Annotated in this window: 28 protein-coding genes; 12 read left to right on the forward strand and 16 right to left on the reverse strand. The window is 51.0% G+C overall.

The window, feature by feature from the left end:
- Nucleotides 1-33: 33 nt before the first annotated feature.
- Nucleotides 34-570, reverse strand: coding sequence for a DUF6658 family protein (locus tag AC5JO6_RS28465; protein ID WP_496084422.1), 537 nt, complete (start codon nucleotides 568-570; stop codon nucleotides 34-36).
- 302 nt (nucleotides 571-872) lie between these two features.
- On the opposite strand from AC5JO6_RS28465, the gene mfd reads away from it, so the two are divergent.
- Complete coding sequence (gene mfd, locus AC5JO6_RS28470; RefSeq protein ID WP_496084423.1) at nucleotides 873-4577, forward strand: transcription-repair coupling factor; 3705 nt, start codon at nucleotides 873-875, stop codon at nucleotides 4575-4577.
- A gap of 518 nt (nucleotides 4578-5095) precedes the next feature.
- Nucleotides 5096-5512, forward strand: coding sequence for a response regulator (locus AC5JO6_RS28475; protein ID WP_496084424.1), 417 nt, complete (start codon nucleotides 5096-5098; stop codon nucleotides 5510-5512).
- Nucleotides 5513-6071: 559 nt separating this feature from the next.
- Here the strand turns inward: AC5JO6_RS28475 and AC5JO6_RS28480 are convergent.
- Nucleotides 6072-6251, reverse strand: a complete 180-nt coding sequence (locus AC5JO6_RS28480) for a hypothetical protein (RefSeq protein ID WP_496084425.1) — start codon at nucleotides 6249-6251, stop codon at nucleotides 6072-6074.
- A gap of 140 nt (nucleotides 6252-6391) precedes the next feature.
- Here AC5JO6_RS28480 and uvrC point away from each other — a divergent pair, with 140 nt between their 5' ends.
- Complete coding sequence (gene uvrC, locus AC5JO6_RS28485; protein WP_496084426.1) at nucleotides 6392-8347, forward strand: excinuclease ABC subunit UvrC; 1956 nt, start codon at nucleotides 6392-6394, stop codon at nucleotides 8345-8347.
- A gap of 129 nt (nucleotides 8348-8476) precedes the next feature.
- Here uvrC and AC5JO6_RS28490 read toward each other — a convergent pair whose 3' ends face one another.
- From AC5JO6_RS28490 to AC5JO6_RS28520, 7 genes are all read right to left on the reverse strand, one after another.
- Nucleotides 8477-8710: a RidA family protein gene (locus tag AC5JO6_RS28490; protein WP_496084427.1), complete on the reverse strand. Its 234-nt coding sequence runs from the start codon at nucleotides 8708-8710 to the stop codon at nucleotides 8477-8479.
- Between the two features lie 80 nt (nucleotides 8711-8790).
- Nucleotides 8791-9720 carry an NADP-dependent oxidoreductase gene (locus AC5JO6_RS28495; RefSeq protein ID WP_496084428.1) on the reverse strand — a complete coding sequence of 310 codons (930 nt, stop codon included), beginning with the start codon at nucleotides 9718-9720 and terminating at the stop codon, nucleotides 8791-8793.
- Between the two features lie 184 nt (nucleotides 9721-9904).
- Entirely contained in the window at nucleotides 9905-10774 is an 870-nt protein-coding gene (locus tag AC5JO6_RS28500) for a hypothetical protein (protein ID WP_496084429.1), read from the reverse strand.
- A 220-nt stretch (nucleotides 10775-10994) separates the two neighbouring features.
- Nucleotides 10995-11735, reverse strand: a complete 741-nt coding sequence (locus AC5JO6_RS28505) for an SDR family oxidoreductase (RefSeq protein WP_496084430.1) — start codon at nucleotides 11733-11735, stop codon at nucleotides 10995-10997.
- A gap of 33 nt (nucleotides 11736-11768) precedes the next feature.
- Nucleotides 11769-11912 carry a hypothetical protein gene (locus AC5JO6_RS28510; RefSeq protein ID WP_496084431.1) on the reverse strand — a complete coding sequence of 48 codons (144 nt, stop codon included), beginning with the start codon at nucleotides 11910-11912 and terminating at the stop codon, nucleotides 11769-11771.
- Between the two features lie 36 nt (nucleotides 11913-11948).
- Nucleotides 11949-12971, reverse strand: a complete 1023-nt coding sequence (locus tag AC5JO6_RS28515; protein ID WP_496084432.1) for a hypothetical protein — start codon at nucleotides 12969-12971, stop codon at nucleotides 11949-11951.
- 151 nt (nucleotides 12972-13122) lie between these two features.
- Nucleotides 13123-13878: an SDR family NAD(P)-dependent oxidoreductase gene (locus tag AC5JO6_RS28520; RefSeq protein ID WP_496084500.1), complete on the reverse strand. Its 756-nt coding sequence runs from the start codon at nucleotides 13876-13878 to the stop codon at nucleotides 13123-13125.
- A gap of 176 nt (nucleotides 13879-14054) precedes the next feature.
- On the opposite strand from AC5JO6_RS28520, the gene AC5JO6_RS28525 reads away from it, so the two are divergent.
- The gene (locus AC5JO6_RS28525; protein WP_496084433.1) at nucleotides 14055-14972 is read left to right on the forward strand and encodes an AraC family transcriptional regulator; all 918 of its coding nucleotides are present in this window, start codon (nucleotides 14055-14057) and stop codon (nucleotides 14970-14972) included.
- Nucleotides 14973-15030: 58 nt separating this feature from the next.
- Here AC5JO6_RS28525 and AC5JO6_RS28530 read toward each other — a convergent pair whose 3' ends face one another.
- Both AC5JO6_RS28530 and AC5JO6_RS28535 read right to left on the reverse strand, forming a co-directional pair.
- Nucleotides 15031-15219, reverse strand: a complete 189-nt coding sequence (locus AC5JO6_RS28530; RefSeq protein WP_496084434.1) for a hypothetical protein — start codon at nucleotides 15217-15219, stop codon at nucleotides 15031-15033.
- 27 nt (nucleotides 15220-15246) lie between these two features.
- Complete coding sequence (locus tag AC5JO6_RS28535; protein WP_496084435.1) at nucleotides 15247-16143, reverse strand: NmrA/HSCARG family protein; 897 nt, start codon at nucleotides 16141-16143, stop codon at nucleotides 15247-15249.
- A gap of 275 nt (nucleotides 16144-16418) precedes the next feature.
- Between AC5JO6_RS28535 and AC5JO6_RS28540 the strand changes: the two genes are divergently transcribed.
- On the forward strand, nucleotides 16419-17336 hold the full coding sequence (locus tag AC5JO6_RS28540) for a LysR family transcriptional regulator (RefSeq protein WP_496084436.1): 918 nt from the start codon (nucleotides 16419-16421) through the stop codon (nucleotides 17334-17336).
- A 182-nt stretch (nucleotides 17337-17518) separates the two neighbouring features.
- Here AC5JO6_RS28540 and AC5JO6_RS28545 read toward each other — a convergent pair whose 3' ends face one another.
- The 3 genes from AC5JO6_RS28545 to AC5JO6_RS28555 form a co-directional block, all read right to left on the reverse strand.
- The gene (locus tag AC5JO6_RS28545; protein WP_496084437.1) at nucleotides 17519-18817 is read right to left on the reverse strand and encodes an FAD-dependent oxidoreductase; all 1299 of its coding nucleotides are present in this window, start codon (nucleotides 18815-18817) and stop codon (nucleotides 17519-17521) included.
- A gap of 107 nt (nucleotides 18818-18924) precedes the next feature.
- Nucleotides 18925-20016, reverse strand: a complete 1092-nt coding sequence (locus AC5JO6_RS28550) for an NAD(P)-dependent alcohol dehydrogenase (RefSeq protein WP_496084438.1) — start codon at nucleotides 20014-20016, stop codon at nucleotides 18925-18927.
- A gap of 65 nt (nucleotides 20017-20081) precedes the next feature.
- Nucleotides 20082-20273 carry a hypothetical protein gene (locus AC5JO6_RS28555; RefSeq protein WP_496084439.1) on the reverse strand — a complete coding sequence of 64 codons (192 nt, stop codon included), beginning with the start codon at nucleotides 20271-20273 and terminating at the stop codon, nucleotides 20082-20084.
- A gap of 281 nt (nucleotides 20274-20554) precedes the next feature.
- Between AC5JO6_RS28555 and AC5JO6_RS28560 the strand changes: the two genes are divergently transcribed.
- The 7 genes from AC5JO6_RS28560 to AC5JO6_RS28590 all read left to right on the forward strand — a co-directional run bounded on the left by AC5JO6_RS28560 (nucleotide 20555) and on the right by AC5JO6_RS28590 (nucleotide 24942).
- The gene (locus AC5JO6_RS28560) at nucleotides 20555-20815 is read left to right on the forward strand and encodes an SMI1/KNR4 family protein (RefSeq protein ID WP_496084440.1); all 261 of its coding nucleotides are present in this window, start codon (nucleotides 20555-20557) and stop codon (nucleotides 20813-20815) included.
- Nucleotides 20816-21215: 400 nt separating this feature from the next.
- On the forward strand, nucleotides 21216-21416 hold the full coding sequence (locus AC5JO6_RS28565) for a hypothetical protein (protein WP_496084441.1): 201 nt from the start codon (nucleotides 21216-21218) through the stop codon (nucleotides 21414-21416).
- Nucleotides 21388-21594, forward strand: a complete 207-nt coding sequence (locus tag AC5JO6_RS28570) for a hypothetical protein (protein ID WP_496084442.1) — start codon at nucleotides 21388-21390, stop codon at nucleotides 21592-21594. The genes AC5JO6_RS28565 and AC5JO6_RS28570 overlap by 29 nt, the downstream gene beginning before the upstream one ends.
- 87 nt (nucleotides 21595-21681) lie before the next feature.
- Entirely contained in the window at nucleotides 21682-22263 is a 582-nt protein-coding gene (locus tag AC5JO6_RS28575) for a hypothetical protein (protein WP_496084443.1), read from the forward strand.
- Nucleotides 22264-22289: 26 nt separating this feature from the next.
- Nucleotides 22290-22778, forward strand: a complete 489-nt coding sequence (folK, locus tag AC5JO6_RS28580; RefSeq protein WP_496084444.1) for a 2-amino-4-hydroxy-6-hydroxymethyldihydropteridine diphosphokinase — start codon at nucleotides 22290-22292, stop codon at nucleotides 22776-22778.
- A gap of 96 nt (nucleotides 22779-22874) precedes the next feature.
- A complete protein-coding gene (locus AC5JO6_RS28585) occupies nucleotides 22875-23423 on the forward strand; it encodes an NUDIX hydrolase (protein WP_496084445.1) in 549 nt (182 codons plus the stop codon).
- 85 nt (nucleotides 23424-23508) lie between these two features.
- Nucleotides 23509-24942, forward strand: coding sequence for an FAD-binding domain-containing protein (locus tag AC5JO6_RS28590; protein WP_496084446.1), 1434 nt, complete (start codon nucleotides 23509-23511; stop codon nucleotides 24940-24942).
- Between the two features lie 237 nt (nucleotides 24943-25179).
- Here AC5JO6_RS28590 and AC5JO6_RS28595 read toward each other — a convergent pair whose 3' ends face one another.
- The gene (locus tag AC5JO6_RS28595) at nucleotides 25180-25584 is read right to left on the reverse strand and encodes a phage holin family protein (RefSeq protein ID WP_496084447.1); all 405 of its coding nucleotides are present in this window, start codon (nucleotides 25582-25584) and stop codon (nucleotides 25180-25182) included.
- A 78-nt stretch (nucleotides 25585-25662) separates the two neighbouring features.
- Entirely contained in the window at nucleotides 25663-25854 is a 192-nt protein-coding gene (locus AC5JO6_RS28600) for a YqaE/Pmp3 family membrane protein (protein ID WP_496084501.1), read from the reverse strand.
- Between the last annotated feature and the right edge of the window lie 144 nt (nucleotides 25855-25998).

The following is a 25998-nucleotide window of genomic DNA, read 5'->3' on the forward strand; positions in this document are numbered from 1 at the left end:
TCAGTTTCAGTTGTACTGTGGTAGCAGTGATGCTTAAGCAGCCTTGTCTAATGCCCGCTTTGTAGCATTAGCACTATCGTCCACCGTGTCCTTAGCAGCATCCGCAGCGTTATCAAACGCATCTCCAGCGTTGCGCTTGACGTTTTTCGCACCACGATCGCCGAAGGTTTGTAGGTTGTCTTTAACATCATTAGCTTGCCGACGAGCATCATCGCCGAAGCGCTGGGCTTGCTTACCAGGGTTAGCCGTACGCACGTTATCGACTAAGTCATCGGGGCTATTAACACCTTTCTGGTTAAGACGACTCTGTACCTTATCTTTAAGCGCTTTTGCTTTTGTTGCCGATTCGGTGCTTAAGCGGCTAGAAGCGTCGTCACTAAAGTTATTCATGCCGCCTTTGTAAGGCTGCGACTGCCCGGGTGTGTTTGGACCAGGGTTACCAGGAACTCGGTCAGCAACCGTATCAGCGCGGCTGCAAGCGGTGCTAAATAGGACTAGAACGCCAGCAAATAGAACTACAAGAGTCTGGCTAAGCCGTAGTGACTTGAGTGTATCAATAAACATCTTCATTGTCGTACTCCAGTAAGTAATGTGAATTGTGACCGCCCATCACCCTCTTAATTTTTCTCAGTACTAAATTGGTGAAATGTGCGCGATCGCAAGAGTGATGTATAAGCACAACAATGACTTTATAGACTACACCTCTAAAATTCCTCTAGCAAAAGTTCTATTCTTTAACCCTGCGTTTATGCCAAGAGAAAGAGCTTTCGTAAAGGGACTCACAGCTACTTCCCTGAAGATAGCGCAGCAGCATAGTAAGCCCTCTATGATGAAAATAGGTAACTCTTCTCAACAGGCTTCGCGGTTTCAACATGGCGTTTTCTTCCATCACTCGTGCGCTGGGGCGATCGCCCCTCACTACAGAACTCTTAGCGAAACTCCAACAGCATCAACACCTGAGGTTGAACGGCTTGGCGCGGTTACCCAAAGGATTAGTCAGTTCGGCTCTGGCGCAAGCACAATCTCGTAACCTGCTGGTCGTCACTGCCACGCTCGAAGAAGCCGGACGCTGGACTGCCCAACTCGACGCAATGGGCTGGCAAACGGTTCACTTCTACCCCACGTCAGAATCATCGCCCTATGAACCGTTTGATCCGGAGTCGGAGATGGTCTGGGGGCAGTTGCAGGTGTTGGCGGAGTTGGTAAGGGGAGAGAGGAGAGGGGAGAGGAGTCAGGAGGAGACGGGAGCAGGGAAAGCAGGGGAAGCAGAGGGAGCAAGGGAAGCAAGGGAAGCAGAGGGAGCAAGGGAAGCAGAGGGAGCAAGGGAAGCAGAGGGAGCAAGGGAAGCAGGAGGGAATCACTTGAACCTTAAAACTCTTGCCCCACACCCTACACCCCACACCCCACACCCGCTTGCGATCGTCACTACTGAACGCGCTCTCCAACCTCACCTCCCGCCTGTTACAGCGCTCAAGCCTTACTGTCTGACGCTGAAACGGGGCACAGAATTAGATCTAGAAACGCTGGGGCATGAACTGGCGCGGTTGGGGTACGATCGCGTCCCGTTAGTTGAAACAGAGGGGCAATGGAGTCGTCGGGGAGACATTATTGATGTGTTTCCGGTTGCGTCTGAACTGCCGATGCGGTTGGAGTTGTTTGGGGATGAATTGGATCAGATTCGGGAGTTTGACCCCGCCACGCAGCGATCGCTCGATCGCGTCGAGCAAATCGTTCTCACGCCCACAAACTTTGCGCCGATCATTCAAGCCGCACTCACGGGCAGCAAAGCCGATGCGGTGAAGGCGTTTCTCTCTGAAGAAGATCAGGAGAAATTTGACCAGGGGTTAGTGCTTGAAGGCTCCCGTCGCTTCCTGGGCATTGCCTTTGATAAACCTGCTTCGCTGCTAGATTATTTGCCCGAAACCACCCTCATTGTGATCGACGAACCAGACCAATCGGAGGCACACGGCGATCGATGGTTTGAACATGCGGAGGAGCAGTATGGGGAATTGGGGAGTGGGGAGTGGGGAGTGGGGAGTGGGGAGTTGCCGCGCATCCATCGATCGTTTGCAGAGTCGCTGACAGAAGTTGAACTATTCGATCGCCTCTATTTGTCGGAATTGGCAGAGGAGCCGAAGGTTCGGACGGCGCAGGATAAAGGTGCGGCTCCGATGAATTTGGCGAGTCGATCGGTGCCTGCAATTCCGCATCAGTTTGGCAGGCTGGCAGAAACGTTACGGGATGAGCGCGATCGGGGCTTTTCGATCTGGCTGGTGTCGGCGCAACCGTCGCGATCGGTGTCGCTGCTGCAAGAGCATGATTGTCCGGCACAGTTTATTCCCAATCCACGTGATTTTTTAGCGATCGATAAGCTTCAGGTGCAGCACGTCCCGGTTGCGGTGAAATACTCTGGCTTGGCGGAATTGGAAGGCTTCATTCTGCCGACGTTCCGCTTGGTCGTGGTGACCGATCGGGAGTTTTTTGGTCAGCATTCTCTCGCCACACCCAGCTATGTCCGCAAACGTCGTCGCGCGGCATCCAAGCAGGTTGACCCAAATAAACTGCGTCCCGGCGATTATGTAGTGCATAAAAATCATGGCGTGGGTCGCTTCCTCAAACTGGAAAGCCTGACCTTGAACCACGAAACCCGCGAGTATCTGGTGTTGCAGTACGCCGATGGCTTGCTGCGGGTGGCAGCAGATCAGCTGAGTTCGCTTTCACGCTTCCGAGGAGCAGGCGAAACGACACCCGAACTCAACAAAATGTCCAGCAAGGCGTGGGAGCGCACCAAAAGCAAGGTTCGCAAGGCAATCAAGAAAGTGGCGGTGGATCTGCTCCAGCTTTATGCACAACGGGCACAGCAAGTCGGGTTCACGTATCCGGTAGATATGCCTTGGCAGGAGGAAATGGAAGAGTCCTTTCCCTATCAGCCCACGCCCGACCAACTGAAGGCAACCCAGGACGTGAAGCAAGATATGCAGAGCGATCGCCCCATGGATCGGCTCGTCTGTGGTGATGTGGGCTTCGGCAAAACTGAGGTTGCGATCCGCGCCATCTTCAAAGCGGTGACAGCGGGCAAACAGGTGGCAATGCTTGCCCCGACGACCATCCTCACGCAGCAGCACTATCACACGCTGAAAGAACGCTTTGCGCCCTATCCCATCCAAATCGGCTTGCTGAACCGCTTTCGTTCCCCGCAAGAACGTAAGGACATCATGCAGCGACTGAAAACGGGTGAACTAGACATCGTCGTTGGTACGCATCAGTTACTTAGTAAAGAAGTACAGCCGCGCGATCTGGGTTTGCTAGTGGTGGATGAAGAACAGCGGTTTGGCGTGAATCAGAAAGAGAAAATTAAATCCCTTAGAACGCAGGTGGATGTGTTGACGTTGAGCGCTACACCGATTCCGCGGACGCTGTACATGGCGCTTTCGGGTGTGCGCGAGATGAGTCTCATTACGACCCCACCCCCCTCCCGTCGTCCCATCAAAACGCATCTGTCGCCCTACGATCCAGAGGTTGTGAGGACTGCAATGCGGCAAGAACTCGATCGCGGTGGGCAGATCTTTTACGTCGTCCCCCGTGTCGAAGGCATTGACGAAATCGCGGTGCGCCTGCGGGAAATGATCCCCAGCATTCGGATTGCGATCGCCCACGGACAGATGCCCGAAGCCGAACTGGAAACTACCATGCTCACCTTCAGCGAAGGCGAAGCCGATGTTCTCCTCTGCACCACCATCATTGAATCGGGGCTGGACATTCCGCGCGTCAACACCATCTTGATTGAAGACGCGCAGCGGTTTGGGCTATCGCAGTTGTACCAGTTGCGGGGACGCGTCGGTCGAGCAGGCATTCAGGCGCACGCATGGCTGTTTTACCCCAAACAAAGCCAGCTTACCGACGTAGCACGCCAACGGCTACGAGCCATTCAAGAATTCGCGCAGCTTGGTTCTGGTTATCAACTTGCCGTGCGCGATATGGAGATTCGCGGAGTCGGTAATTTGCTCGGTGCCGAACAATCTGGACAACTGGACGCGATCGGCTTTGACCTCTACATCGAAATGTTGGAAGAAGCGATTGGTGAAATTCGCGGTCAAGAAATTCCCATCGTTGATGACACGCAGATTGACCTTAATCTAACCGCGTTCATTCCGGCTGACTACATTCCTGATCTGGATCAAAAAATGAGCGCTTATCGCGCCGTTGCCTCTGCCAGTGGCAAGCAAGAACTGACGCAAATTGCAGCAGATTGGAGCGATCGCTACGGTGCGATTCCCGCTGCTGCCCTCCAACTCATCCGCATTGTGGAACTAAAGCAGGTTGCTAAAAAGCTTGGCTTCTCTCGCATCAAGCCCGATGGCACACAGCATGTTGTGCTCGAAACGCCGATGGCAGAACCCGCCTGGAATCTCCTCAAGGCAAACTTACCCGATCATCTACACTCGCGCTTTGTGTATACTCCAGGAAAAATCACTATACGGGGCTTGGGGGCGTTGAAGGCTGAACAACAGCTTGATAGTTTACTCAACTGGCTCGGTCGAATGCAGGGTGCGTTGCCAGAACCCGCGATCGCCTGACACACGCCTGACTTTGCGGTAACTGATACCAGCGAAACTAAAACGGACACTGTTGATGCGAAGGCAGCGCTCACAAAAGGGCGTTGCTGAATGCAAGTATGATTTCCCTCATCCCCAGCCCTTCTCCCCAAGGAGAAGGGAGCCAGAATCTAGTCCCCTCTCCCAACGGGAGAGGGTGAGGGTGAGGGCGGTTTTGACCATTCATACCTCTATTCAGCAGCGCTCACAAAAGAGGATGACTACTGAAGCGCAACCTTTGAATACAGGTTACTATTAGCACAAGTATGTTGACAGCATTACTGAGTGATCCTGATCGTTGACAGCATTGTTCGTACGATGTATCTTCAGCAGTCTGTAGCAATCGCTAGTCGGATTAATCTGTTTCCTGAAAATCAATCACGCAAGCCAATCGATCTCTTTACCTGAGCTGCTCTTTGAGTGCTGGTGACTCAGACTGTGTGCGATCTTAAGGTTCTTGAGGGACGGTAGATTGGCTAGCTGCAAAGTAACAAGGCGCTATGCAAGCAACAATCGCTCCTGTATCTCACCTAAACTCCAATACTCGCATTCTGTTGGTTGAAGATAATGACATCAGTCGCCAACTAATGAGCGATTATTTGAGGCATTGCGGTTACTCAGTTCATACTCTTTCCAGCGGTTCCATGTTCGCTCAAGAAATGGCGCAGTTTCGCCCTCATTTGGTTTTGCTTGATCTAAAGCTGCCAGATATTGATGGCTTTACTTTACTAGAGCAGGCGCAACAAACCCTGGAGTGGTCGCAAACGCCAATTGTCGTGATTTCAGCGTTTGCTTTCCAAGCCGATCGAGTGCGTGCCTTGAGTTTGGGTGCCCGCCAATATTTAGTCAAACCAGTGATGCTACCTCAGATTCAGCAAGCCATTAGCGATGAATTGAGAGCGCTGACAGTGCAGTAAGCAACGATTCTCCTCCGTAGCTTGTTTAATGTCTCTAAAAGCGCGATCGATATGCGACAGCGCACCTTTCTCGCTCAGGCTCACTTAGGAATAAGAATTCAATCACACCGAATTTTGTAGGATGTGTATAGCCTACTCTTCGAGAAGCAAGCTACGGCATGGCTTCGCTAAAGGCGCTAGCCGTAACGCATCAAAGCCCGGAAGCGATCCGTTACGCTACGCTGACGGCATCCTACGCAGAATTACAGGTCATTTAATCCACGATCTTTAGACTAACTACTTGGACTGAGGCGATCGTTTCTATATCCACGGAGCGATTGCGCCAAGCTGGGCGCTCCAACCCTGTCTAAGAGGATGTTTTAAAAGTCCAGATGCGTGTAGCTCTGGCGACTGAAGTCGCGGCTACACGCACAAAACCTGCCTACGCAGGTTATAAAACCCTTACTCTGCGGTAGTCCGCGCAGGCGAACTTTGTTTACGTAGTCGCGGTTTTACCGCCAGACACTTTTCAAACAACCTCTAAGGTTAAGAAAGCAGCCATTCACAGGACAATGCAGCGCTATTGGCTTCTCTGCTGAATAACGAAGGTCTCGATGTGCTGACTAAGTACCTGCACTGTTCTGCCCGTTTGCGAGATTTGGGTTGTCAACTCTGCGATCAGCAACGTCGCTGCTTGAAGTTGATTGAGGGTTTGTTCCAGTTCCTCACGGGTTTGAGATTCAAACTCTTCGAGCGTCATATGACAAGATTCAGTGTGTGAATGTTTAATTGAATACACGCTGATCTTAGCGATTACGGAGACAAGCGTCTCTAGCTATGTTTGAAGTCTCGATAGATTCGTTTAAAATTGAGGTGAAGCCTAACAATGAAGTCTCGCCTGTGACATCTACAAAAGTTCTGACACTGGTCAACGATCCAGACCGTCTGGAAAGTCGCCTCAAGGAGATACCAGCGGAACCGGGTGTGTATTACATGCGGGATGCGAATGACCAGATTCTCTACATTGGCAAGTCTAAAAAGCTGCGATCGCGCGTCCGCTCTTACTTCCGCGATAACCAGGGGTTGAGTCCCCGCATTGCGTTGATGGTGAAGCAGGTTGCAGAAATTGAATTTATCGTCACCGATACCGAAGCCGAAGCGCTGGCGCTAGAGGCAAATCTCGTGAAGCAGCATCAGCCCCACTTCAACGTGCTGCTGAAGGATGATAAAAAGTATCCTTATCTCTGCATTACCTGGTCAGAAGCGTACCCTCGTATCTTCATCACCCGTAAACGGCGATCGGCTAAGGAGAAAGACCGCTATTACGGTCCTTATGTCGATACTGGACTGCTGCGCCAAACGCTGCATTTAGTGAAGCGGATTTTTCCCCTCCGCCAACGTCCTCAACCGCTATTCAAGGATCGTCCCTGCCTGAATTACGATATTGGTCGTTGTCCTGGCGTTTGTCAGGCGTTGATTTCCCCAGAGGACTATCACAAGATTGTGCAGAAAGTGGCGATGATCTTTCAGGGACGATCGCGTGAGCTATCCGATATTCTGACGGCTCAAATGGAAAAGGCGGCGGAGTCGTTGAACTTTGAGCAGGCAGCAAAAATTCGTGACCAGATTGCGGGCTTGAAGCTACTGGGTGCCGACCAGAAGGTATCGATGGCGGATGATACCGTTTCGCGGGATGCGATCGCCCTTGCGGCTGATGACCAGTACGCCTGTGTGCAGCTTTTCCAGATTCGTGCGGGGCGCTTGGTCGGACGCTTAGGTTTTGTTGCGGATGCTCAGTCGGGCACTCCAGGAGAAATTTTGCAGCGCGTGCTGGAAGAGCATTACCAAACCGTCGATGCGGTAGAAATTCCCGCTGAGATTATGGTGCAGCATGAATTACCCGAAGGCGATATGCTGGCAGAGTTTTTGACTGAAGCGAAGGGGCGTAAGGTGACGATCGTCACCCCTCAACGTCAAACCAAAGCTGAGATGATCGAGATGGTAGAGCGCAACGCGGAGTACGAGTTAGCAAGGACGCAACGGTTTGCCGATCGCAACGCGCAGGCAATGCTCGACCTTGCTGAGATTCTGGATCTCCCCGAACTGCCGCGTCGCATCGAGGGCTACGACATTTCGCACATTCAGGGTTCCGATGCCGTTGCATCACAGGTGGTTTTCATCGACGGGCTACCCGCCAAACAACACTATCGCCATTACAAAATCAAAAACCCGACGGTCACTTCTGGTCACTCTGACGATTTCGCCAGCATGGCAGAGGTCATCCGTCGTCGTTTTCGGAAGTATGCCGCGCTGAAAGAAAAGGGTGAATTGGTGAAAGCGGAAGTTGATTCCGTCCTGAGTCGCCATGTGTCCGCAACGGCTGATTTTCCTGACCTGGTGATGATTGATGGCGGCAAGGGACAGCTTTCAGCAGTGGTAGCAGTCTTACGCGAAATGAATCTGCTAGAAGATGTCAAAGTTGTCAGCCTTGCCAAGCAGCGAGAAGAGATCTTTTTGCCGGGAGAATCCTTACCGCTGAAGACGGAGCCAGAACAACCCGGAGTGCAGGTGTTGCGTCGTTTACGAGATGAGGCACACCGTTTTGCCGTGAGTTTCCATCGTCAGCAGCGCAGCGATCGCATGAGACGATCGCGCCTCGACGAAATCCCCGGTTTAGGACACCATCGCCAGAAGCAACTGCTTGCCACCTTTCGGTCGATCGACTACCTGCGTGAAGCGTCCCCGACTCAAATTGCTACAGTTCCAGGTATTGGTCCGCGTCTAGCACAGCAAATTTACGACTATTTTCACCCAGCGCAAGAAACCACTGAACCAGAATCCGCAACGATGAATTGATTAGCTATCAGCCATCAGCTATCAGCTACAGCACTTTCCGCAACGATATAGGACAGTTTTTGTAGAAACAAAATGAGGATGTGCCATGACAACCTGCTCTGCAGACTTTAGAGAACGAGTTGTGCGCGCCTATGAAAAAGGAGATGGCTCGATTGAACCAGCGGCTGTTAGGGCAATTTTAAGATTGTCAAGCGCCTTTCTGGTTTGTCCTTCGATCGAGTTCTCTGTAGTCTCATATTGATGATTCCAATCAACCTGACCAGAGACGAAAACTAGCCCCGATGCCGTCTCGATAGTCGCCTGAGACATGCCAAAGGCAGCACCATCGTACAGTTCCTCTGGGTTGATTAGTTTTTTGTTCATGTTGTCCTCCTGGTTAGTTTGAGTAAAATTAGCAGGACTGACGCAGGAACATCGCAGTACCCCCTCTGCGTCAGTCCTGACTATGCTCCGACCTGCAAAACGATCTTGCCGCGTGTGCGTCCGCTTTGGGAAAGTTGATGTGCTTTTTTTACTTCTGCGATCGGCAGCACCGTTTCGATGTGGATTTTCAATTTACCTTCGTCAATCAGATTGTTAATTTCGACTAATTGCTGCGCGTTCGACTTACAAAAGACAAAGGCAGCTTCTACGCCGAATGCCTGTGCTTTTTCTGCGGATGGAGGCTGCGCCGATGTCACCAGAAAGCCGCCCTTTTTCAGCGTTTGGAAGGCTCGCTCCTGGGTGTCGCTGCCGATCGTATCAAAAACGACATCCACGTCTTTAACAACGTCTTCAAACGGTTGCTGTGTGTAATCAATAAACTCATCTGCGCCCAAATTGCGGACGTACTGTTCGTTTTTGCCCGAAGCTGTGCCGATCACGATCGCGCCTTTTGCTTTAGCTAACTGAACCGCCATCGAGCCGACTCCGCCCGATGCTCCGGTGATCAAGATTCTTTGTCCGCTGCTCAGATGCGCCAAATCGAACATCGCTTGCCACGCAGTCAATGCGGCAATTGGAATCGCTGCCGCCTCTTCAAAACTGAGGCTTGCTGGCTTGAGCGCGATCGCGTCTGCTTTGGCGATCGCATATTCGGCGTAACCATCGGAGAGGTTGGAAACGGTCATCCCATAAACCGCATCGCCCTGCTTAAAATTTTCAACGCGATCGCCCACTGCTTCGACGGTTCCAGCGATGTCGCCGCCCAGAATCAGCGGCAGTTTAAAGCCGAACTGTTCGCCCATGCCATCGCGGATCTTCCAGTCCGCCGGATTGACCGCCGCCGCGTGAACTTTCACCAAAACTTCGTCCGCTTGAGGCTCTGGACGATCGACATCAGTGTAATGTAAAACGCTCTCATCACCGTATTCGTTAATCACTACTGCTTTCATTTTCTCTCCCACGTTCTATTCAATCGGTATGACAAAATTATTCCATCCTGCATCAAAACCTGCGGCACACAGCCAAACTGCGCGCCGCCGCCCAACGTTTCCAATCACTGGACACAGATCCCCTTTGCATTTCACCGATCGCTTGACATTGTTCCGGTGCATTGGGATGGTTAGCTAGAATGCCTCACCGACTTGTCTCGCTGAGTTTCCACGGTTGCTGCCTCCACCCTATTTTTCGTTTTGCTAAGGAAGTATCTATTTGAGGCATATGAACCTCAACAAGCTTTATGGTTTCTCGAACCAACACTTCAAGCTGATTGACGGCAACAGGAGCTTCATGATGAAATAAACCTTCGAGACGCTCAGCAAGATTTTCAGGCGCAACCTCCATCTGTTCGATAAATCTGCTCATTCGCTTGAATTGAAATGTTGAATAATACAAGCGGTTCAATCCCGACAACACACCCAGGATATTTTGAGCTGACTCAACAAGAATTTGCTGATACCAAAGCGTTGTATCCCGTCTAGCTAGCTTTTCCTGCATTCCCCAAATTGCGAAGAAGTTGAGGTAATGTTCAACCATTTTTTGCGCGAGTCCATCCGGATAATTTGCAATTTTAACTTTCCACTGCTGGATTAGCGGTTCGCCGTATAAGGGAATTCCGATCAGGGTTCCTGTCATCGCTTTCATCATCGGAGAAAGATCAAACTCTTCCAAGATGGTCGAAATCTCCTTTTCCCAGTTAGCGATCGTCTCGTGACCAACCTGAAATTCAACCCCATTCACAAGGTAACTTTCACCAAACGAACCCGCTTGTAAATTGCCTAAACTCCAAAGAGGCTCTGAACCCTGATTTTGCTGACGCGCCAGACGCAACTCTTCTTCAGACGGTAACTCATCATAATAAAAAATCATCTCGCAATCAGAATATTCATCGCACAGCCCTTCTGCAACTGAACCCGTAACCATTGCGGCTTTCGTTTTCGGATTGGCAATGTAAACTTCGGCATTGCGTTTTGCTAATTCCAACAAAGATTGATTTCGGTCAGTCATAGATTGTTGCAACTTGGATAAAAGTATACATCCCTGATTCAGCAGCGGATTTTTCCAGCTAACGACTATTTGGGTTGACATTTTCCCTCTGAAATCCCAAATTAGCAGAGTTAGGCAGACTATTGTCAGCCTCAGATCTCAAAATCGATCGCTAAAGGGATTGCAGCTTTCGTCCCTTCTACTACTCACAGCCATTTCAATCCCCCATATCTGATGGCACTTAACCGCTCTGTCCGATCGGTCGAACGATGATCTCATTGACATCCACATCGGCGGGCTGCTCGATCGCAAAGGCGATCGCACGGGCAATAGCATCTGCTGGGATGACGGATTGGCGAAACTCCTCCGTCCACTGTGCTGCTTGAGGATCAGTAATGGTGCTAGCGAGTTCGGATTCGGTCGTTCCGGGCGAGATGATGGTCACACGAATATCCGTTGATTCCTGCCGCAGTCCCTCAGAGATCGCCCAAACTGCATACTTGGTGGCACAATACACCGCAGCAGTGGGATAAACGGCGTGTCCCCCGATCGACGATAGATTAACAAACTGCCCGGATTGCTGCTGCTTGAAGGTGGGCAGCGCGGCGGCAATGCCGTGAAGTACGCCGCGAATATTCACATCAATCATCCGGTTCCATTCGTCAATCTTCAATGCCTCCAGTTTGGAGAGCGGCATCAAGCCAGCGTTGTTCACCACTACATCAAGGCGACCAAACTTATCTTTGGCAAAATCGACGAAGGCTTGCATCTCATCAAGGCTGGTTACGTCCAGGGCGCGATAGGCAGCGGAACCTCCTTTGTCGCGGATTTCGGAGGCGATCGCGTCCAGGCGATCGGTGCGCCGCGCTCCCAACACCACCTTCAAACCATTGTGAGCCAGTAGCCGGGCGGTTGCTTCACCAATGCCGCTACTGGCACCTGTAATCAGCACGACTTTTTGTATGTTTTCGTTAGTAGTCATGATGTATCTCCAAGTTGTTTTACGGCTGTGGGTCTAGAGAGCGGTGCTGGGATTCTGCGATCTGCGCTTCTCTGCGAGACGCGCCGCGAAGACTTCTCGCAGTACTTGTGCCGCATCAATGGAGCGTAGAAACCCAGTCGTAACGATCGCTGTCTCAGCGTAGAACAGCTTTTGCATCTATCAGCCGAGCGCTAACCATCTGGTCAAAAAGGCTTACTTAGAGTCTTCGTAGATAATCGCTCCCGCACTGCGGAGTTCATCCAGGAACCATTTGGCATCCGAGAGTAGCTCGGGTAGGTAAAGCCCTGGGCGGGCAGGAGAACGATCGTTCAGTCCCAATACCGACGCGAGAGAAAGAACGACGCTCAGACCCGTGAGTGAGGCGGTGCCCTGCTTGAACTCCAGCATCGATCGCGAATGCTTCGTTTGACCATCGGCATCGCCCTCGATCTCAACGACGATCTCGGTTGCTGCCTCACCACCCCGGCGGCGGCTGGACGATTCCCCATTCACCAGGTCGAAGCGGATATTTGGTGCCCCAGTGGCGGCATGGAGACTCACGGTATCAAACGTGGAAAATGCGGTGGCATCGAGCGATCGACCATCGACTGATTCGACCTTGCCCTTTGCGGCATTGCCAGACAGCCATACACGTCGCCCACCCTCAAATGCTAGTGCGGCGGGAGCCATCTCGTGTACCCGCTCCATGTCTTCGATCGCCGATGGACCAACTGGATCTTGCTCGTCAACGATTGCGCCGAGCCGGATGGACTGGACGATCTCGAAGCCTTTGGCACTGTTGAGTGCCAGAAACACCGCCGCACCGACCATCCAGTGACTGGCGAGCACGACGGGTGCTGCGGTCGCACGATGCGCGAACAGCGCCAATTCGGGACCGATTTCGGTGATGGTAGCGTTAATGTTCAGGTAAGGAACGCCCAAGTCCTGCGCGTAGCTCAGACCTTTGAGTCCGGCTTCGGGAGCCAACATGACCACAGCCGCAACGGCGACATCGTCACCGAGTCCCAAGCGGGGCTGATCGATATCGATGGCAACGGCTTCGGCAGCGCCCACTGCTTGAGCGACTTCGGTGGCTGCTTGCAGGTTCCGTCCTCCAATCAGCACTGGAACGTCGGGGTGCCTCTCGCGGAACCACTTGACGGCAGTGCGCCCCACGAAGCCTGATCCTCCGGCAAAAAGTACCTGTCCTAAAGCCACCTTATTTTCAAAGATCATGAATTTTTACCTCTTGTGATAAAAACCAGTTGCATTTGCTTGAGTGTAATAGACTTAAAATCCCTGATCCACCGCCCGTGGTTAGAATTGTGTTTCCTGTAATTTGCATGGTAATCCTCTAAATTTTTCCTGTTATTGGAATTAGTTTGAATTAGAGGGATTGACCCCCAGAAACTTCAATTCTCTGTCCATTCACCCAGCGATTGTCGTCTGACAGCAGGGATGCGATCGCCCCGCCAATATCATCCGGCACACCGACACGACCTAAAGCAATTTGTGACGCGATGAATTTATTGATTTCTGGATTGTCCCGTACTGCACCACCACCAAAATCGGTTTCGATCGCGCCGGGAGCCACCACGTTCACGGTGATCTGTCTCGATCCCAGTTCTTTTGCCAGGTAGCGAGTTAACACCTCGATCGCCCCTTTCGTGCTGGCATAGGCAGCATATCCCGGTAGGGTAAAACGAGCCAGTCCCGATGAAAGATTCACAATCCGTCCCCCATCTTTGATCACTGGTAGAAGTTTTTGTGTGAGAAAGAAGACACCTTTCACCTGAGTATTCATCAATTGATCGAAATCGTCCTCGGTTGTCTCTGCAAAAGGTTTATTCATTCCAATGCCCGCATTATTCACCAGAAAATCAAACTGCTCAGTCTGCCATGTTGTTTGGAGTGCCTGCTTGAGGTTTGTGGCAAAACTATCAAAGGTTTTCGTGTTGGAAGTATCCAGTTGTAGGGCGACAGCTTTACTGCCCATTTCGGCGATCGCGGCAACCACACTGTTCGCTTCCGCCTCACTGCTGTGATAAGTGACAACCACACCTACCCCTTTTTTCGCCAGCGCCAACGCGGTATTTTTGCCCAATCCTCGGCTCGATCCGGTCACCAATGCAATTTTGGTCATTGCCTTATCCTTCTGCTGTGTGATTTGAATACATTCATCGTATGTTTGTAGATCGGGACTCTCAATACACAAACCTTGCAGATGATTGCCTAATCCTCTCAAGTAGAACGTTGGCGAGGAAGAAATATTGCCTATAATGAGCGGATGAGAATGGTTAAAGCAGTCAGGAATGCAGCATGGTAATTGAGACATTGAGCCACCAGACCGCGATCGCCAAATGTGAAGAATTGGCGGCACTCGTTGCTCAACACACTGACGGTCAGGAAGACGGTGTTCACGCGACTGCGATCGACTCCTTATGCTTTACGCGCGCCTGTAATCCTGCCGCAGCCATGCCGGGTGTGAGCGAACCGCTGCTCGCCCTGGTGGTGCAGGGCAGAAAAGAACTGTTGCTGAATGAGGAAATCTATCGGTACGGCATGGCTCAATATCTCGTAGTCTCGGTAGATTTGCCGCTCAGTGCGTACGTGGTCGAAGCGTCTCCCGTTCAGCCCTATCTCGGCTTGAAACTGGATCTAGACCCTGTGCAACTCTGTGACATCATTGCTCAAACCAACCCAGGCATTGATCAGAAAGAATCGGTGAGAGGCTGGTTTGTCAGCAATGCCGAGCCATCGTTGCTTGATTGCGCGATTCGGCTGACAAAGCTTTTAGAGACACCGCAGGATATTCCGTTTCTCGCCCCGATGATTCTTCGCGAACTCTATTACCGTCTGCTGATGGGTGATCAAGGCGAAGCAGTGCGCCAGCTCGCCACATCGGGCAGCAATATGCAGCGCATTGCTGAGGTGATCAAACGGATTAAAGCTGATTTCACAGCACCGTTGCGAGTTGAGGAACTGGCTGAACAAGCGAATATGTCGGCTTCCTCATTCCATCGCCATTTCAAGGCAGTCACCTCCATGAGTCCGCTGCAATATCAAAAGCAACTCAGACTATTAGAAGCGCGTCAGCGAATGCTGGCTGAGGATATGGATGCGACGCATACTGCCTATCAGGTGGGGTATGAGAGCGCCTCACAGTTCAGCCGCGAATATGCGCGGATGTTTGGTGCGCCTCCGATGAAAGATATTGAACGGTTACGAACCGCTTGAGCAGTGTGATAATTCTCAAATTGTTAGATCCGGAGTTCAAGCTTTCATTGAGCCGCCATCACCCCACTTTAGAGCTTGCAAGTGCTTGAAAGTACTGCTGGAGCGATCGCGGTTCTCGTCCAAGAATAGTTCGCAGCGCGATCGCGTTGCCGCCCGGAAACCCATACTGATCGTAGTCTTCGTACATCACCCGCAGGTTCTCGCGCAGTCCGCGCTGACGATCGCTACCTTCCGCGCGGTTGACCATGCCCGGAGCGCATAGCTCATCGTTTGACTAGCCATCGGATTGGCTTGAGGCGGGTTTCGCCCAACCTTGTTCGCGCAAATAGGCTTCAAAGTCGATCGGTGCTGGAAAATCGCGTTTCAACTGTGCCAAATCTGCTGCGTAGCCGACATGCTCAAACCAGCGATACATGATCGTTACTTCTTCTCCCGCTTGCTGCTCAAACGCTTCAAACGGAATTTGTTGGTAGGTGACGGGTTTGCCCAAAACGTGGCTGAAGGCGGCAGCAATTTCTGGCATGGTCATCTCCACGCTGGCGAGTTCAATTTCACGGTGCATAAAGTCGGCGGGACGCTCGAATACCTCAGCAACCATTGCCCCATAGTCCTCTTCAGACAGTTGCTGCAATTTCGTCTCAGGACTGAGCGGCTGGGGCAGCGTTCCCTGTTCAATCATCGATCGCATCCCGTTGTAGTTGTAAAAGAAGAACACCGGACGCAGAATCGTGTAGGGAAACTCAATCGATCTAACATATTCTTCAACTTGAAACTTGCTGTTGAAATGTGGAATACCCGTGTTGCGCTCGGCACTACCCACCGAACTGTAAACAAAGTGCTGGATGCCTGCCGCCTTGGCTGCGTCTGCAACTGCCTTACCATCACGGATTTCGGCATCCAAGCCGCCTTCTTTGAGAAAAGTCTGTAGCGAAAAGACACCATAAGCACCTTGCAGAGCACGATCGAGGGAAGCACGATCGTTGAAATCTCCTTTCATGAGTTCTGCACCTGCTTGTTGCAGCGCCTGGGCAGCAGGCTTATGTTCATCGCGCACCAGAGCGCGAACCTTGAATCTTCCACGTTGTAAAAGATGGCGCGCCACTGCACCGCCCTGATTGCCCGTGGCTCCAGTGACTAAGATGATTTGTTCTGTGTTGCTTGGTTGCGTCATGATTATTTCCTTCATTCTGTTGGTGCTGAAATTTCACACAATGTGCAACTTTTCCGATCTCCCTCACCCTAAATCCCTCTCCCAGAGCGGGAGAGGGACTTTGATCCAGTCTTGCTCCCCTTCTCCTTTTTTGGGAGAAGGGACTGGGGGATGAGGGCTGATTTTAGTTGCACATCAGGTGAAACTTCATCTTTCAACCGTAGCTTGTGCAGAAAGAAAGAAAAAGCAGTTAAACTTCAAAACACTTGTGCAGAAACTTCAAAGATGTCGCGTGCATGGATAAGCTGAAAAGTCTGATGATTTTTATGCGCTCCGCCCAACATGGCAGCTTTTCGGAAGCAGCAAGGCAGCTAGGTATGGCTCCGTCAGCCGTCAGTCGTGCTGTCTTGCGCTTAGAAGATGAGTTGGGGGTGCGCTTGCTCCAGCGAACGACTCGCAGTTTGACGTTGAGCGAAGAGGGCGATCGCTTTTATCAACGCTGTCAGCACATTCTCAACGACTTAGAAGAAGCCGAACTCGAAGTCAAACAAGCGCAGTCCACGCCGATCGGCACATTGCGGCTTGATCTCAGTTTTACGTTTGGCAAACTGCATATCGCTCCGGCTCTGCTGCAATTTGCCACCCAATATCCTGAACTAAAGCTGAATGTTTCGTTTAACGATCGCTTACTCGATTTAATTGAGGAAGGCATTGATGCAACGGTGCGGATTGGCATACCCAGCGACAGCAGTTTGATCATGCACCACTTAGCCACTGCATATTACGTCACTTGTGCCTCACCGCAGTATCTCGCTCAGCAGGGTACGCCGACAGCGCCCACAGACCTCTTGCAGCATCGCTGTGTCAACTTTATCTTTCCCCAGACTCGACGAGAATATGATTGGAAGTTTGAACAAGCCGGAAAAGCAATTGATCTTGCCGTGAACAGCTATCTGCAATTTGATAATTCAGAAGTCATTCTAGAGTCGGTCATTGAAGGAGCGGGTGTAGTGCAATTACCCAAATTTATTGCAGCGAAGGCGATCGCGCGGGGCGACCTGCAACCGATTCTCCAATCCTACGCACCTCAGGCTGGTTTGCCGATCGCCGTGCTGTATCCGCAAAAACGTTATCTCTCAGCTAAGGTGCGCGTCTTTATTGAATTTATGACAAAATTAATGGCTGCACTCAAGCAAATTGATGTGGTCGATTGAGAGGATTGAGGACTAACCTGCGTTTCAATCTGCAAACGCAGTGCTAAGCGAGACTGACTTCCAGGCTTCTCGTTCGGCTTGCATCAAGTTGAGTTTTTAAGTGATACCGTTGAGTGCATCTTCGCCTAACGCCAGCCGCAGCGGTGGATTACCGCTTTCGATTACCTAAATCATTGCGACAATCAAAGCTGCTGGTTTGACTTCTTTACTTTTGCAATCCAGCCTTTGTAGGACTGCAAAATCTCTGCATAGGAAACAGAACTTTCAAACAGCAGTTCTGATAATGAGGGGGCAACGCGATCGGGAAACAGTTGATGTAGCGTTTTAGCGAGTTGCTCTCTCAGCACAAACTCAATGAACAACTTAGAAGAGGATGGAAAGGCATAGTCGCCTAGTTCCACTAAAGCGTGAGCATCCGCTTTGCGGCGATCGGTAAACTGAGCGATCGCCACTGCCCAATTGTCATCAAACTCATCTAACAAGCGATCAATGATAGTGACATCTTCTAGGGCAGCGTTGCACCCTTGACCAATGGAAGCGGAGACGGAGTGGGCAGCATCCCCAATAATCAGGACGCTATCACCGTGATGATAGCGACTACAGCGAGTGGTTAAAATCCTGGAGGGCGATCGCTTCAGAAAGGTCTCTGCTTCTGCTGCGGTCATCCGTTGACCTACCTCAGGGAAACGATCGCGAAAGAATTGCAGTACCGCTTCTGGAGTCGTTAGAGCAGCAACCGGATTATTCTGAGGGGGAAAGAGGATCACACCGCTCATGCTGCCATCGAATTGATGGAGCAGCACAACAAACATACCGTCGCTTCTCCAAGAGTGGATTTTGCCTGGCTCCAAGTGCATGTGGGACGATGGATCGAGGCGAGGCAAAAGCACCGCTTTGTAGTCTGTGGAAACATAGTTCTGCTCAACCTCAAGCAGTTCTGGGTTGAGGAAATGGCTTCTTACCACCGATCGAGCGCCATCAGCTCCAATCAACAGGTCATAGTTCACTGTCAGACTGGGTGACGCTTCAGCGGTTTGGGCGGCGGTTTGAAACGTAATTGTTTTTGCGGCAAAATTGACTTCAGTACAGGAATGATTGAAGTGAAGCTTAAGACGACTGTCGGTGTATTTTTCAGTCAATTCCAACAAGGTGATGACTAAGTTGGTGCGATCGAGCGTGACCAGCGGTTTCTTTCTCGATGTCGCTCGTGTTTTGCCGTTTTGTTGATGGAAAATGGTGCCGCTCATCTCCAGGCTGATCGCTCTCACAGCATCTTCAACCCCCTCGATCTGACCCAGCGCATTCATGCCCCGTTCGGTTAAGGAAATTGGGTAGGTTCTGGCATTGGAAAACTCGATGACTCGCGGATCACTGAGGCGATCGTAGAGGTCAATCTGATACTGATCACCGCGACGCAGCAGATAGTGAGCCAGAAGCACACCACTCGGTCCAGCGCCAACAATCACAACTTTCTTGACCACACTTCCTCCAAAGCAAAACTTACTAGCTTACAGATGCAGAAGGTTAGTAGCGGAACTCACGCTTAACCTTCATGTCCGTAGGCATTCGTGATTTGTGTCGGGTCAGATCAGGCAGTTGCTCCGGCTGGTACCTTGAGCGTCGCCATGTCAATTACTAGACGATAGCGCACCTCTCCCCGCTCCAGCCGATCGAACCCATCGTTAACATCCGCAGCAGCAATCACTTCGACATCAGCAGAGATTTTGTGCTGGCTACAGAAATCAAGCATCTCCTGGGTTTCCAGCGTGCCGCCGACCCCCGAACTTGCCAGCCGTCGCCGTCCGATCGTCAGTAAAAAGGGACTAAAATCCAGAGCTTTAGGGATGCCTAAACAGCAAAGTGTGCCGTCGAGTTTGAGCGATCGCAGATATGGATCAAGCGGATGGCGAGATGAAACCGTATCGAGGATGAAATCAAAGCGGGAGGCTTGCGCTGCCATTTGCGCCTCGTCGGTGGATACGATCGCTTCGTCTGCTCCCAGCGCTTTGGCATCAACAAGTTTATCTGGAGACGTGCTGAACAGAACCACATGAGCACCCAGGGCATGAGCGAATTTCACTGCCATGTGTCCAAGACCGCCCAGCCCGACAACTCCAACCGTCTTGCCAGGTTTCACATCCCAATGACGCAGCGGCGACCAGGTTGTTACGCCTGCACAGAGCAATGGTGCAACGCTGGCTGGATCGAGACCGGAGGGAATGTGGTAGGCGAAATGGGTATCAACGACGTATTCGTTTGAGTAGCCCCCGCGCGTGATGCTGCCGTCGTGTTTATCGATGCCGTCATAGGTGGTCGTCACTCCCTCAAGGCAATATTGCTCTAACTGGCGTTTGCACGATGAGCAGTGTCCACAGGAATCAACGATCGTGCCGACAACCACCACATCACCGATGTGAAATTTCGTCACCTCCGCGCCGATCGCCGTCACCTCGCCCACCATCTCGTGACCCGGAACCAACGGAAAGCGGCTATTCCCTCGAATCGCGTGCAAATCGCTGTGGCAAACCCCGCAGAACTGAATCTTTACAGCGATGTCAGTGGGTCGCAATTCCCTGCGCTCAAATGCCCAGGCCACGAGGCGATCGCCCTGGCTGAGAGCGGCAAGTCCGTAAGACAAGCGCATTGATCCGATTGGTTTTAAGGCAGCCTTGCTTGGCATTGACGTTTCTTTCTTAATAGGGGTTGGCGACAAGCTACAACCATAGGGCGAATGTGATTTATTTACTAGATAGTACAATCGACATACACTTCTGAGATTGATGCAGCAAGGAAGCGCGACGAACTGAACGACTTAGCCGCTTTCGTGATGGTTGCCGACGAAATGAGCTTTACCCGCGCTGCGGCGAAACGCTCCATCGCCAGACCCCGCCAACGTTGACTGCGTTGATTGATGCTCTGCGACTCAAATCGGCTCATAGGCAAACTGCATAAACGGAAATGTCGTTCCAGTTTAGATCGAGAGCGAGTGTCGGATGTTTCAAAAAGTAGGCGAACCTAACAGGTGTTGAAGTCGCTTGTAAGTAGGAAGGTTCAATTAAATATAAAATCTGCGTCGGATGGGTATCGCCTTCGGCATTCAAGAAAAGCGAAGCGTCACCCATGCTGCTAAAGGTTTTGATGCGTTACGGCTATGCCTAACACATCCTACGTTTAATTTCACCCAGCTACTGAATAAGATGATGTAATCAGAATGAGCCATGAGTCCTGATGCCTTTCGCGTGCCAACCGATGCCGAAATTGACCATGCAGAACAAATGCTGGAAGTACCATTTCATCCCGACTACCGCGCCTTTCTCAAAAGCGGTAGCACGGTGGTAAATGCAGGCTTTGAGCCAGCGATCGTGCTTCCCGACTCTGGACATCTCTACCTGGTCGAAATGGCAAAAACTCAGGGCTATTTCATTCTAAACAGAGACAGAAGTGTGTTGAGACCGAATCCTGCCAGTCTTTGGGCTTGAGCTATGTTATCAAAGCCATTGTGCCGAAAAAGGTTGAGTGCGACATTACGAGCCAAAGCCCAGTTTTGCATCAAGGGCGGAGTCCGAAGGTTCTTTTCTGCATTTGGTGATCTTACGTCGAGATCAAGATGTACCCATTTTCAACGCTTCTACCTCAGTAGACTAGGAAACGCTATAGGCATGGTTGTCTTAGTACAACGCAGATGAGCTTCAACCCTATGATAAAGGTAAGAGAAAGGGGTTGCAGCGATCGAAGCTCACCAGGCTCTGGTACTGATAAACCTCGCGCGATCGCCGACGCTCGTTACTTCGCTAAGACGGTTTACTTCTAGTCTTTCCTTACTCCTCCCTCCACGTGCCACAATAGTTGGGTGCCGTAGCGGTCTGAGGAGACGACTTTGTGAGTGGCAGTCCAAATAATGTAGGCATTTCCATCATTCTGTACATCATCGGCATCATGCTGGTGCTGACGGCGGTTCTCATTGTGCTGAAGGGAATCGGCGTGTTGACGACGCTACCCAACTATGTGATTTGGGCACTGCTGCTGCTGTCTGCGGGGATTGGCATCATTGGTGGACTTCGTAACAGCCAGAGGCGCTAGAGCAGCTATGGGTCGATCGCTCAAGCCAAGCATGGTGGCATTTCTCGCAGTGCTGGCGATGACAGTGCTAGTTTGGGTTCTTCGAGGCATCGGGCTGCTGACCTTCATTCCGGGTTGGGTGCTTTGGGTACTCATTTTGCTCAGCATCCTGACTGCTATTTTGACGACAGTGCGTTAGAGGATTAGCAGTTGGATTAAGCGGATAGTTTAGACAGTTGGTTTTACTACATACAAGTGATGAACTCTTGCAGAAGAACTTGATCTTATGCCTCCCCGAAATGAAGCTTTATCTTCTGTCATAACTCCGTGGCTAGCCATTCTAGCCTCAATTATCGCTCCCTTGTGTGGACTTGCTAGCGGTGTAGATATTTTTTACTTTGGATTGTCGATAGCATCTTTTTCAGCGTTTTCTTCTGCTCTGATTATTGCGTTCATTTCTTTGCTGACTCTTTCTACTTATCAGTTGACAATCTCTAGGAAAATCACCTTTCTTCTTGCAATAGTTTTATGTATAGGTGTAGGAAAGCTTGTTGGAGAGGCAACGTATAATACTGGCATCCTTATCGAAGCCCATACGGGACCAGTCTCGGACGATGACTATTTTTCCTATGCATTAGCTGGAACGTTTAACGGCGCAATCGCTGGTTTTGGAGTAGGAAATTGGATTAAGAGTTTAGTTAGGGCAGGCATGAAGGGGCTATATCTTATTCTTCCAGTAGCGACAGGAATACTCATTGTTTGCTCTGGCATGAGTAGCCTCTTGCAAAAGTTCGACCTTAGTTTTATCTGTGCAGTATTGGGAGTAATCTTTGTGGTGATAAGCAAACCCCTTTACTCCATAAGGTGATCATAATTTGAGGCATCTGTGACATCGTGTATGTTGGTTCTGCCCGTTGCGCGATCGCCCTTGGTAGCAATCTCGGCGATTCCCTCACAACACTGGAATCGGCGCTGCAAGTTTTGGCTCATACTCCGGGGATTGCTTTGGAGGCGCGATCGCACTGGTACTTTACCAAAGCCGTTGGACCACCACAGCCCGACTACCTCAATGGTTGTGCGCTGCTGCACGTCACAATGACACCACAAGCGCTGCTCGAAACCCTGCTGCAAACAGAAGCCAAATTTGGTCGCGTTCGTCGAGAGCGTTGGGGGGCACGTACCCTTGACCTGGATTTGTTATTGTTTGGTGATGTCGTACTCGATACGCCAACGCTGCAAATTCCTCATCCGCGCATGACCGAGCGGGCGTTTGTGCTGGTGCCTTTAGCCGAAATCGCACCTGACTGGATTGAGCCAATTTCAGGAAAAGCGATCGCAGCATTAGTACAAACGGTAGACTGTTCAGAAGTCAGACTTGCTTAGCGGTCAGCAGTCAGCGGTCAGCCATCAGCCGAAACTCAAACCCGCCCTCCCTCGCTCCCTCTGCTTCCCCTTGCCCCCTCAACCCCTCACTTGTCTATGCCCCTCGGTCGTGAACCCCCTCAACTGCTCAAACAACGCCTACTCTACCAAGGGCGCAAATTTTCGTTTGAAGCCAGCCGTTACCGCTTACCCAACAGCAATGAAGGCGAGTGGGAATGCATTCGGCACCCTGGTGGCGCTCTGGCTGTGCCTGTGACTCCTGACGGTAAATTGGTGATGGTCAAACAGTATCGCTTTGCAGTGCAGGGACGGCTGCTAGAATTTCCGGCTGGCACCGTTGAACCCGGTGAAACGCCCGAAGAGACAATTTATCGTGAAATTGAAGAAGAAACGGGCTATCGTGCCGATCGCTGGCAAAAGCTCGGCGAGTTTTTCGTCGCTCCTGGCTATTCTGATGAGATTATCTACGCCTATTTAGCTCAGGATTTAACACTGCTGGAACACCCGCCGGGTCAAGATCCTGATGAGGATATTGAAACCGTTGTGCTGACGATCGCAGAGGTCGAAGAAGCCATTCAGCTAGGCGATATCGCCGATGCAAAATCGATTTGCAGCTTCGTATTAGCACGTCCTTTTTTGCAATAGTTGCTAGCGGTTGCTTAGCTGTTAGCACTTGGTTGTTAGTTGTTGGTCACTAACAACCAAAAACCAAAAACTAGAAACTTTGCCCATGTCTGACCTCATTCTGTTTTGGCACCGTCGGGATTTGCGAATCTCAGACAACATTGGTCTGGCAGCAGCTCGCGATCGTACGCAAAAAGTCGTCGGTGTGTTTTGCCTCGACCCAAACATTTTGCAGCGTGATGATGTTGCACCTGCAAGAGTGACCTATATGATCGGCTGTTTGCAGTCGCTTCAAAAGCGGTACACCGAAGCAGGCAGTCAGCTCTTGATCGTGAACGCTGAACCGCAGAAGGGCATTCCTGCACTGGCAACGGCACTCAATGTCAGCGCCGTTTTTTGGAATCTGGATGTGGAACCCTATGCAAAGGAACGCGATCGCGCCGTTCAGAAAGCCCTTCAAACAGCCGGGATCGCCTTCCAGAATTTCTGGGATCAGCTTTTACATAGACCCGATGACATTCGCACAGGTGCTGGCGATCCCTACACGGTTTACACGCCCTTTTGGCGCAACTGGAGCAGTAAGCCGAAAGCAGAGCCTGTAGATGAACTCGCTAAGGCAGAAGGCTTGACAGAGAGCGAACAAAAAGCTGTCGTCAAAGCAGGTGCGATCGAGCTACCAACCGCGAAAGATTTGGGTTTTGTCTGGGACAATGCGCTGCTGCTGGAGCCGGGAGAAGCCGCCGCACAAGAACGCCTGGAAGCATTTTGCGATCGCGCCATTGCCGATTATCAAGAGCAACGCAACTTTCCCTTCAACCCCGAAGGAACGTCACATCTCAGTGCAGCGCTGAAGTTTGGCGCGATCGGCGTTCGCACTGTATGGGCAAAGACTGCGGAAGCGGTGGAGCAAACCCGCAGCGATGAAGCTCAGGATGGCATCCGCGTGTGGCGACAAGAATTGGCATGGCGGGAGTTCTACCAGCACGTCATGTACTTTTTCCCTCAGCTAGCAGATGGTGCCTATCGCAAACCGTTTCAAAATTTTCCATGGGATAACAATCCAGAGCACTTTCAAGCGTGGTGCGAGGGCAAAACAGGCTATCCGATCGTCGATGCTGCCATGCGTCAGCTTAACGAACTCGGCTGGATGCACAACCGTTGCCGCATGATTGTTGCCAGCTTTCTCACCAAAGACCTGATCATCGATTGGCGCTGGGGTGAAAAATATTTCATGCAGAAGCTTTTTGATGGCGACCTGTCTGCCAATAATGGCGGCTGGCAGTGGAGCGCCTCAAGCGGCATGGATCCGAAACCGCTTCGCATCTTCAACCCTGCCAGTCAAACAAAGAAGTTTGACTCCGAAGCCGAATACATTCGTCAATGGCTACCAGAACTCCGAAGCATTGATACAGAAGCCCTCGTGACAGGTGACATTTTACCGTTGGAGCGCGATCGCTGTGGCTATCCAGCCCCGATCATCGATCATAACCAACAGCAAAAGCGGTTTAAGGCAATTTATCAACAACAAAAAGAGAAATAAAAATATCTTGTTCAATCCGGCGATCGCAGCGCTGATTATATGAGTTAACGATCGCCCTTATTATTTTCTTAGAAGCGTATCGTCTTGGTAAGCCTTATCGTTAGAAGCTATCTGAAAACCCGGCATTCCGTTCTTTGTGAGTTTACAAAGATAGCCTGTGGTTGCAATCGCTCAACGATCGCAGTTCTTAAAGGACTTCGGATAGCTTCTCAGGATTGCGCTCCTTGTCACAGCAAGTTATTTACTACCAGACTCAAGCATCACATCAGCCTTTTGATCAGCCAGTGGTTGCCCAAAGCCTCGCTCAATAAAGTAGCTGTTGAGAAACGTGCTGGCAAACGACAGCACAACAGGAGCGAGAATCAATGCCAGCAAGCCGTGGACGGCAAAGCCAGGGACAAAAACGGATGCTAACCAGAAGCAAATACCGTTCACCACCAGCGAAAACAGACCAAAGGTCACAAAGTTAACGGGTAGCGACAGAACACTGAGTACTGGTTTGACAACCGCATTGACAAACCCGATTGAAACCCCAGCCAACAAAGCGGCAGGAAACGTTGCGATCGTCACTCCAGGCACAGCCAGGTCAACAATCAACAGACTTAACGCCGTAATTAACGTAGTCAAAGCAAAGCCAAACATAAATTATCCTCCAAAAATTAGGTAAACAGGCGACTGTGCGTTGTCACAGCCATTCAAAACAAACATTGTGTACACGCACTAGACAGTGGTTTGTTGCTGTTTGATCGTTTCGTCATGCTTGGCGATCGCCCACACAGCGTGGACAATGCCAGGTACCCAACCCAATAGTGTGAGTAGAACATTAATGACCAGAGCGCTGCTCAGACCGTAGGTGAGAAAAACACCCACAGGCGGCAACACAACAGCAAGCACATAGCGAAGTAATGTCATCATGATTGATTGATCTCCTTAAACGACTAGACTCAAAAGCATTAGCAGTCATTGCTTTCGCTCATTCATAGTCGCAAATCTCTCTTAAAATTTCTGGTGTGGGAAACCCCTGGTTTTGGCGTAAGATACCTACCAGTCAATTCT

The organism is Tildeniella sp. (assembly GCF_059505325.1).

Excerpts from the sequence above, each read along its gene's own strand:
- AC5JO6_RS28525 (WP_496084433.1), top strand. The coding sequence starts at position 14,055 with ATGGTAATTGAGACATTGAGCCACCAGACCGCGATCGCCAAATGTGAA.
- AC5JO6_RS28475 (WP_496084424.1), top strand. The coding sequence starts at position 5,096 with ATGCAAGCAACAATCGCTCCTGTATCTCACCTAAACTCCAATACTCGC.
- AC5JO6_RS28530 (WP_496084434.1), bottom strand. The coding sequence starts at position 15,219 with ATGGTCAACCGCGCGGAAGGTAGCGATCGTCAGCGCGGACTGCGCGAG.
- AC5JO6_RS28590 (WP_496084446.1), top strand. The coding sequence starts at position 23,509 with ATGTCTGACCTCATTCTGTTTTGGCACCGTCGGGATTTGCGAATCTCA.
- AC5JO6_RS28490 (WP_496084427.1), bottom strand. The coding sequence starts at position 8,710 with ATGAACAAAAAACTAATCAACCCAGAGGAACTGTACGATGGTGCTGCC.
- AC5JO6_RS28540 (WP_496084436.1), top strand. The coding sequence starts at position 16,419 with ATGGATAAGCTGAAAAGTCTGATGATTTTTATGCGCTCCGCCCAACAT.
- AC5JO6_RS28515 (WP_496084432.1), bottom strand. The coding sequence starts at position 12,971 with ATGATCTTTGAAAATAAGGTGGCTTTAGGACAGGTACTTTTTGCCGGA.
- AC5JO6_RS28495 (WP_496084428.1), bottom strand. The coding sequence starts at position 9,720 with ATGAAAGCAGTAGTGATTAACGAATACGGTGATGAGAGCGTTTTACAT.
- AC5JO6_RS28510 (WP_496084431.1), bottom strand. The coding sequence starts at position 11,912 with ATGCAAAAGCTGTTCTACGCTGAGACAGCGATCGTTACGACTGGGTTT.
- AC5JO6_RS28595 (WP_496084447.1), bottom strand. The coding sequence starts at position 25,584 with ATGTTTGGCTTTGCTTTGACTACGTTAATTACGGCGTTAAGTCTGTTG.
- AC5JO6_RS28555 (WP_496084439.1), bottom strand. The coding sequence starts at position 20,273 with ATGAGCCGATTTGAGTCGCAGAGCATCAATCAACGCAGTCAACGTTGG.
- AC5JO6_RS28575 (WP_496084443.1), top strand. The coding sequence starts at position 21,682 with ATGCCTCCCCGAAATGAAGCTTTATCTTCTGTCATAACTCCGTGGCTA.
- AC5JO6_RS28465 (WP_496084422.1), bottom strand. The coding sequence starts at position 570 with ATGAAGATGTTTATTGATACACTCAAGTCACTACGGCTTAGCCAGACT.
- AC5JO6_RS28560 (WP_496084440.1), top strand. The coding sequence starts at position 20,555 with ATGAGTCCTGATGCCTTTCGCGTGCCAACCGATGCCGAAATTGACCAT.
- AC5JO6_RS28535 (WP_496084435.1), bottom strand. The coding sequence starts at position 16,143 with ATGACGCAACCAAGCAACACAGAACAAATCATCTTAGTCACTGGAGCC.
- AC5JO6_RS28520 (WP_496084500.1), bottom strand. The coding sequence starts at position 13,878 with ATGACCAAAATTGCATTGGTGACCGGATCGAGCCGAGGATTGGGCAAA.
- AC5JO6_RS28505 (WP_496084430.1), bottom strand. The coding sequence starts at position 11,735 with ATGACTACTAACGAAAACATACAAAAAGTCGTGCTGATTACAGGTGCC.
- mfd (WP_496084423.1), top strand. The coding sequence starts at position 873 with ATGGCGTTTTCTTCCATCACTCGTGCGCTGGGGCGATCGCCCCTCACT.
- AC5JO6_RS28600 (WP_496084501.1), bottom strand. The coding sequence starts at position 25,854 with ATGACATTACTTCGCTATGTGCTTGCTGTTGTGTTGCCGCCTGTGGGT.
- AC5JO6_RS28480 (WP_496084425.1), bottom strand. The coding sequence starts at position 6,251 with ATGACGCTCGAAGAGTTTGAATCTCAAACCCGTGAGGAACTGGAACAA.
- AC5JO6_RS28585 (WP_496084445.1), top strand. The coding sequence starts at position 22,875 with ATGCCCCTCGGTCGTGAACCCCCTCAACTGCTCAAACAACGCCTACTC.
- AC5JO6_RS28500 (WP_496084429.1), bottom strand. The coding sequence starts at position 10,774 with ATGACTGACCGAAATCAATCTTTGTTGGAATTAGCAAAACGCAATGCC.
- AC5JO6_RS28550 (WP_496084438.1), bottom strand. The coding sequence starts at position 20,016 with ATGCCAAGCAAGGCTGCCTTAAAACCAATCGGATCAATGCGCTTGTCT.